This window comes from Helicobacter pylori, assembly GCF_003638305.1.
Taxonomy (GTDB): domain Bacteria; phylum Campylobacterota; class Campylobacteria; order Campylobacterales; family Helicobacteraceae; genus Helicobacter; species Helicobacter pylori_DJ.
The window spans coordinates 20,289-27,189 of sequence record NZ_MVYP01000019.1 but is presented as its reverse complement, the minus strand read 5'-3'; the positions used below and the strand labels follow the sequence as shown (position 1 = coordinate 27,189).

Sequence of the window (6,901 nt, the reverse complement as noted above, 5' to 3'; positions counted from 1 at the left end):
AGGTTTTAAAATCCCTACGATCAACACAAGCTACTATTCTTTCATGGGCGCTAAACTAGAATACCGAAGGATGTATAGCCTTTTCCTCAATTATGTGTTTGCTTACTAGGTGGCGCAAATTCTCTTTAAAAAAGGGGGCTTGTTTAAAAACGCTTAAAAGCATTTTTAAAATTAAGCAGTAAAGAGCCTAGATAATCTCTTGCAACCGCTCCCAAGCGATAAAATTAAAGTAGTCAAAACCCTATTTTTGTAATCATTAAAGAAAATTTTTTAAAGATTATCACTCTTTTTTGATAAAGTAATAATTTAGAATTTAGGGAGTTTTTCATGGAAGAATCAACAGCGTTTATTTTGGCTCTTGTGGGGCTATTCACCGGCATCACCGCCGGGTTTTTTGGTATTGGTGGGGGGGAGATTGTCGTCCCTAGTGCGATTTTTGCCCATTTTAGCTATAGCCATGCGGTGGGCATTTCGCTCATGCAAATGCTTTTTTCTTCAGTGGTCGGCTCTATCATCAATTACAAAAAGGGCTTGTTGGATTTGAAAGAAGGCTCATTTGCCGCGCTTGGAGGGCTAATGGGAGCGGTTTTAGGGAGCTTTATCTTAAAGATCATTGACGATAAGATTTTAATGGGTGTGTTTGTGGTGGTGGTGTGCTACACCTTTATCAAATACGCTTTTTCTAACAACAAGAAGCCAGAGCATTTTGAAGAAATGCATTTTGATTTGCATGCGAATAGCAAAACGCCCGAAAAAAAGCGCGCAATCCCTTTTGTGTCTATGGACAGAACGCATGGGATTTTGATGCTCGCCGGTTTTGTTACTGGCATCTTTTCTATCCCGCTAGGCATGGGTGGGGGGATTTTAATGGTGCCGTTTTTGGGCTATTTTTTGAAATACGATTCTAAAAAAATCGTGCCTTTGGGGCTATTTTTTGTGGTGTTCGCTTCTTTATCTGGGGTCATCTCTCTTTATAATGGGAAGGTTCTTGATGATATAAGCGTTCAAGCGGGGGTGATTACCGGTATTGGAGCGTTTTTAGGAGTGGGCATTGGCATTAAGCTCATTGCTTTGGCTAATGAAAAGGTGCATAAAATCCTGTTGCTCCTCATTTATGCTTTAAGCATTTTAGCGACTTTACACAAGCTCATTATGGGGTAAAAATCTAAAAATGCTCAAGGGCATTTTTAAAATTAATATCAAAAAGCTTTCTAAGAGCAAGCGATAATCTCTAAAAAAGCGCTTCTTTAGGGTTAGGGGGGTTTAGTTTAGGGGTTGTAATGGGATAACCCCCTACCCCCTTAAAAAATGAGTTTGAAACAAAAAATAAAATTAAAAACCCCATTTTTAAAAAAATAAAAAGTTTTAGTTATCTTTATTTGATGAGAACAAAACCATAAAACTTAAAAAAGAATGTCTTCAAAGTAAGGGTAATTAAAAAATGAATTATTTAGGGCGGATTTTAGCGTTTTTTAAAATAACCCATAAGACAACCCAAACGCTTAAACCCCCCATTTTAACCCCCCATTAGGGGGCTTAGTCATTACCTCTTAATGCGTTTTTTTATCTTGGATGTATTTTTTCAATTCACCCTTTTTGATATAAGGGATAAACTCGCCATAGCCCTCTTTTTCCATGTCTTTTAAGGGGATAAACCTTAAAGCAGCGCTGTTGATGCAATACCTTAAGCCTCCCAATTCTTTAGGCCCATCGTTAAACACATGCCCTAAATGTGCCTTACCAATACGGCTCAACACTTCAATGCGTTTCCTATTAAGGCTCTCATCGTCTTCGTATTTCACCACATCTTTATTGATGGGCTTAGAAAAGCTTGGCCACCCGCAACCGGAGTCGTATTTATCCGCTGAAGAAAATAACGGCTCGCCTGTGGTAATATCCACATAAATGCCCTCTTCTTCTTTGTTGTAATACTCATTTTCAAAAGGTTTCTCAGTGTGTTTGTTTTGAGTCACCTCATACTGGAGTTTGGTGAGTTTTTTCTTTAAAACTTCATCGCTTGGTTTGGTGTATTTATCGCTATCTACAATCACTTCATCCGCCTTTTTCAAATCAATATGGCAATAGCCACCGGGGTGTTTTTTCAAATAATCCTGGTGGTATTCTTCAGCCCTCACATAATTTTTTAACGGCTCTACCTCAATGGCGATTTTGCCTTTCACCTCTTTTTGTAACGCTTTTAAGGCGTTGTCTATCACTTCTTTATCCGCGCTATTGACATAGTAAATCCCTGTGCGATACTGCCTGCCCACATCATTACCCTGCTTGTTCACGCTCACCGGATCAATCACCTTAAAATAATAGCGCAACAACTTGTCCAAACTGATTTTTTTAGGATCATAGATCACTTTCACGCTTTCAGCATGATCGCTCTCATGCAACTTTTCATAATTCGTGCTTGAAGTCTTGCCGTTAGCGTAACCAGAGCTTGCGTCTATAACGCCATAAATCCTCTCCATATACGCCTCTAGCCCCCAAAAGCACCCCCCAGCCAAGTAAATCACTCTTTCATCGGTTTTTGGGTGTTTAGCCCCCATGTTTTCATTCGCTTGCATGATCGCTCCTATTAGTAAAAAAAGATAAAAATTTTTCAAGTAAGATAATACTTTCATTGACAACCTTTGTTTTAATTTTAATGGTGTCCGCCATTATAACTAAAAAAGATGATAATTGTTCTTTAAATTGAGTTTAAATTTCAATAAGGCTTTGTTCTACTAGGTAACAAAAGTTCATCACATCCACTCAACAATCTTACCCACCACATTGGCCTCATAGCATTTGATAGAGGTTTTTTGACTGGGTTTTTTGGGCAAAATGGCTTTTAAAAAGCCGTAATTTTCCATTTCTTTCAATCTGGCGTTCAAATTAGGGGCTTCTAAAATCCTGCCATTCAAACTCACTTCGCCCAAAAACGCCGTTTTATTGTCAATTTTTCTGTTTTTAAAGCTTGAAAGGATACTGGCAATGACCGCTAAATCGCAAGCCGGCTCACTAATTTTAATGCCTCCGCTCACATTAATGAACACATCATGGCGGTTTTAGGGGGTTTTTAGCTTTTTTTTTAATAAAACGATGAGCATGTTAAGGCGGTTGGTGTCAAACCCGTTCGCTAATCGTTTGGGCGCTCCAAAACTGCACTCGCTCACCAACGCCTGGATTTCTAAAATCAACGCCCTTGATCCTTCTAAAGTGATGGTAATGGCACTCCCCTCCATAGGCTCTTCTTTAGAAAAAAACAAGCTTGAAGCTTCTTTAGCGCTCACCAAACCATGCTCTTTCATTTCAAACAAGCCGATTTCACTCGTAGGGCCAAAGCGGTTTTTAAAACTCCTTAAAATCCTTAATTCCCTACTGGGATCGCCCTCAAAATACAGCACGCTATCTACCATATGCTCTAGCACCCTAGGCCCTGCGATGCTCCCTTCTTTAGTGATATGACCGATGATAAAAATAGCAATATCTCTTGTTTTTGCCAAACGCATGAGCTCAAAAGTGATCTCTCGCACTTGCGAAATAGAGCCGGGCGCTGAAGAAATCTCTGGCGAATAAAGCGTTTGAATGGAATCAATCACGCAAGCAAAATAATTTTCGCTTTCCATATTAGCCTTAATCACAGGCCAATTGATTTCATTGAGCAGATACAATTCTTTTTCTATGCAATCTAATCTGGTGGCGCGCATTTTAATCTGGCTCAAGCTCTCTTCCCCGCTCACATACAAAACCTTTTGCTGGTTTTTGGCTAAGCCAGAAGCCACTTTTAAAAGCAGAGTGGATTTCCCCACCCCAGGACTCCCCCCTACTAAATACAACCCTCCTTTAGCGAACCCCCCACCTAAGACAATATCCAACTCGCTTTGAGTGGAAGAAAATTTCACCACTTCTTCATGCTCAATTTCAGCGATAGAAACGCTTTTTTGCGCTTGTAGGAGCGGTTTTTTAAACGCGTTTAAAACTTCCTTTTGGGTTTGGTTCAATTCTATAAAACTCTCCCATGCGTTGCACTGAACGCACTTTCCTAGCCATTTAGGGCTTGTAAAACCGCAATGCTGACACTCAAATAAAGAAGTTTTTTTAGCCAAAATACCACCCTTTTTTAAAATCACACAGCTAAAGACCAGATAAAAATGGGGTTTTGGTTTTATTCTATAGCAAAACCCATAAAGCTAAACTAAAAACAAGTTAAAAAGTTATCAAGCGCCATTTTGCTCTATTTTTCTTAAAGCCTTCAAAATATAGCGTTTGATATAAGATCCCACGCTTTCTTCTTCTTCGTTAGCCATTTTCTCTAGTTTTTGGTATTGCTCATCAGAAAAATACAAGCTTACAGCACGAGTTTTTTTATTAGCGTCTGCTTTTGGTTTGCGTCCTAGTTTATTTTTAGTTCCCCTTAAGTGAGTTTCATCTGTGTTTTCTGTCTTTTCCATCAAGTTCCTTCAATCATCATCGCAAATCGCTTCAAAATAGCATATTAGCATAAAAGTAGCGTATAATGAATAATGCCGCAAGCGCTAATCGTTCCTCATTTTAAGTTTATTAGTGCTCGCTCAAAAAGGCATTGACCCCCTAAAAATATCAAAATAAATTAAATCGGTAACACCCTGATACTGCGATCCAATAATTCCTGCAAGGCGTTTTCAATGGCAAATAAAGTCCCGGTAGTCGCGCTCATGCACCCATCGCATGCCCCCATGTAGCGGATATACACATCAATGTAATCATCGCTTTCTTTAATGTCTAAAATCTCTAAATCCCCCCCATCCATCATAAGCATAGCACGGATATTTTCATCAATGACTTTATCCACCGCTTTAATCTTTTGAACCATAGTCATTTCCCTGAAAGCCAATTCCCCATTTTGGGATTTATTCGCAGCGGCTTTAAGTTTTTCAGCTTCCATTTCTTCGCGCACTTCTTTAAGAATATCCACCAAGTAATAATCCCTTTTTTCATGCCCTCCGGGTCTCACACAGCTTTTACAAAACGCACCGGCTTTGGTGTAGTTAGTGATTTCTTCAACGCTTTTTAAATCATTGAGCTTAATCACTTCTTTAATCGTGCCTAAACTCACCCTAGCGCACTCGCACACGATGATTTCTTCTTCAAAATCTTCAGCGTTTTTCCCCAAATACATGCCGGCAGCTTTTTTGATCACATCATACGCCATCACGGAGCAGTGCATTTTTTGCCCAGGCACCGCCGGTGTGTCCGGATCGTCTCTTAAGCCTCTTTCCACGTCTAAATTCGTGATTTTTACCGCATCTTGGACTCTTTTATTCAAACACAATTCTACCATCATGTCTGAGCTTGCGATCGCTGTCCCGCAGCCAAAGCTTTTAAATTTCGCGTCAATAATCGTGTCCGTGCTTTCATCTACAAGCCAATACAACCTCACCGCATCACCACATGCTTCTGCGCCGTAATCCGCCACAATGAGCTTAGCGTTTTTGGCTTTAGCCTGCTCTTCGGTGATGACCCCTAAATGCGTAGGGTTATCCATGCGCCTTTGAACTTCTTTAGAATACGCGTCCCAAAGAGCCGATCCCACTAAATCATGTTTTGCCATTTTGATTCCTTTATATTCTTTTTAATAAGAGCTTGAAATATTTCTCAATCTTACAGCCGCTTGAGAGAAAACTTCAATCGTTTTATCAATTTCAGCTTCCGTGTTAAAACGGCTCAATGAAAGCCTGATAGCGGTATGAGCCAATTCCTTACTCGCTCCAATCGCTACCATTACAGGATTAGCCTCTAAATCCTCACTCGCGCACGCGCTCCCTGTGGAAGCGGCGATATTAGAGCGGTTTAAATCCCACAGCATGGCCTCTCCTTCAATCCCTCTCACGCTGATTAAAGTCGTGTTAGGCACACGATGGACTCGATCCCCTACCACCATCACATCAGGGATTTTCAAAAGCGCTTCTTCTAATTTGTCGCGCAATTTCCCTACCACTTCTTTTTCATAGTCTAAATGCTCTACGGCTAATCTCATCGCTTCGCCCATGCCCACAATATAAGGCACATTCAAAGTCCCGCTGCGCCTGCCATTCATATGCTCCCCACCATGAAAAAGAGGGGTCAACCCCACCCCACTTCTAATATACAACCCCCCAATGCCTTTAGGCCCATGGAATTTGTGCGCGCTAAAAGAAAGGAAATCTACATTCGCCTTCAACACATCTACAGGGATTTTACCAATCGCTTGCACCGCATCGGTATGGAACAACACGCCTTTTTCTTTACAAATAGCCCCAATTTCTTCAATGGGGAAAATGAGACCGGTTTCATTATTCGCCCACATCACGCTCACTAAAGCGGTTTTTTCCGTGATCGCTTCTTTGACTTGATCGGCGGTGATGCTCCCATGCTCATTAATAGGCAAGTAAGTAACCTCCACCCCCAAGCTTTCTAAAAAATTACAAGTGGATCGCACCGCCGGATGCTCTGCAACCGTGGTTATAATATGGTTTTTGCCCTTTTTCAAGCATTCATCAAAATACACGCCCTTTAAAACCCAATTATTGCTTTCTGTCGCGCAAGAAGTGATGATCACATCGTCTATATCCCTAGCGTTAATGCCTTTATAAAGCTTATCTAGCGCTTCTGCAATGGCTGGGTGGGTTTCTGTGCCAAATTGGTGCAACGAGCTAGGATTCCCGTAATGATCCCTTAAAAAAGGATCCATGATCTCCTTGACTTTAGGGTCAATCCTAGTTGTAGCGTTATTGTCTAAATAAATTCGTTGTAACAAATGAGTGTTCTCCTTAAAAATTTTACATAGATTTCTTATCTAGGTCTAAATTATGATTAAATACAAGATATTTTCTTAATTTTAACTTAAAATAAGATGAATTTTTGAAAACATTTTGAGAAATGCGAATACCCT

Annotated in this window: 6 protein-coding genes and 1 pseudogene; 2 read left to right on the top strand and 5 right to left on the bottom strand. The window is 40.4% G+C overall.

Annotation, left to right across the window (positions count from 1 at the left end):
• Together EAL04_RS07465 and EAL04_RS07460 are read left to right on the top strand one after the other, a co-directional pair.
• On the top strand, positions 1–109 hold a 109-nt coding region (locus EAL04_RS07465; protein ID WP_120974054.1), incomplete at its 5' end, for an outer membrane beta-barrel protein.
• Positions 110–327: 218 nt separating this feature from the next.
• The gene (locus tag EAL04_RS07460) at positions 328–1,161 is read left to right on the top strand and encodes a sulfite exporter TauE/SafE family protein (RefSeq protein ID WP_120974392.1); all 834 of its coding nucleotides are present in this window, start codon (positions 328–330) and stop codon (positions 1,159–1,161) included.
• Positions 1,162–1,550: 389 nt separating this feature from the next.
• On the opposite strand, the gene msrB is transcribed toward EAL04_RS07460, so the two are convergent.
• From msrB to EAL04_RS07435, 5 genes and pseudogenes are all read right to left on the bottom strand, one after another.
• Positions 1,551–2,630, bottom strand: a complete 1,080-nt coding sequence (gene msrB / locus EAL04_RS07455; RefSeq protein WP_078285526.1) for a peptide-methionine (R)-S-oxide reductase MsrB — start codon at positions 2,628–2,630, stop codon at positions 1,551–1,553.
• A 120-nt stretch (positions 2,631–2,750) separates the two neighbouring features.
• A pseudogene (gene radA / locus EAL04_RS07450) lies at positions 2,751–4,097 on the bottom strand (DNA repair protein RadA).
• Positions 4,098–4,208: 111 nt separating this feature from the next.
• Complete coding sequence (locus EAL04_RS07445) at positions 4,209–4,442, bottom strand: ribbon-helix-helix domain-containing protein (protein ID WP_000415824.1); 234 nt, start codon at positions 4,440–4,442, stop codon at positions 4,209–4,211.
• A 158-nt stretch (positions 4,443–4,600) separates the two neighbouring features.
• Complete coding sequence (locus EAL04_RS07440) at positions 4,601–5,581, bottom strand: iron-sulfur cluster assembly scaffold protein NifU (RefSeq protein WP_001947104.1); 981 nt, start codon at positions 5,579–5,581, stop codon at positions 4,601–4,603.
• A 21-nt stretch (positions 5,582–5,602) separates the two neighbouring features.
• Positions 5,603–6,766, bottom strand: coding sequence for a NifS family cysteine desulfurase (locus tag EAL04_RS07435; RefSeq protein ID WP_000941656.1), 1,164 nt, complete (start codon positions 6,764–6,766; stop codon positions 5,603–5,605).
• Positions 6,767–6,901: the final 135 nt, after the last annotated feature.

Bases quoted from the DNA above. Each gene is read 5' to 3' on its own strand.
- EAL04_RS07460 (WP_120974392.1), top strand. From the start codon at position 328: ATGGAAGAATCAACAGCGTTTATTTTGGCTCTTGTGGGGCTATTCACC.
- msrB (WP_078285526.1), bottom strand. From the start codon at position 2,630: ATGAAAGTATTATCTTACTTGAAAAATTTTTATCTTTTTTTACTAATA.
- EAL04_RS07445 (WP_000415824.1), bottom strand. From the start codon at position 4,442: ATGGAAAAGACAGAAAACACAGATGAAACTCACTTAAGGGGAACTAAA.
- EAL04_RS07440 (WP_001947104.1), bottom strand. From the start codon at position 5,581: ATGGCAAAACATGATTTAGTGGGATCGGCTCTTTGGGACGCGTATTCT.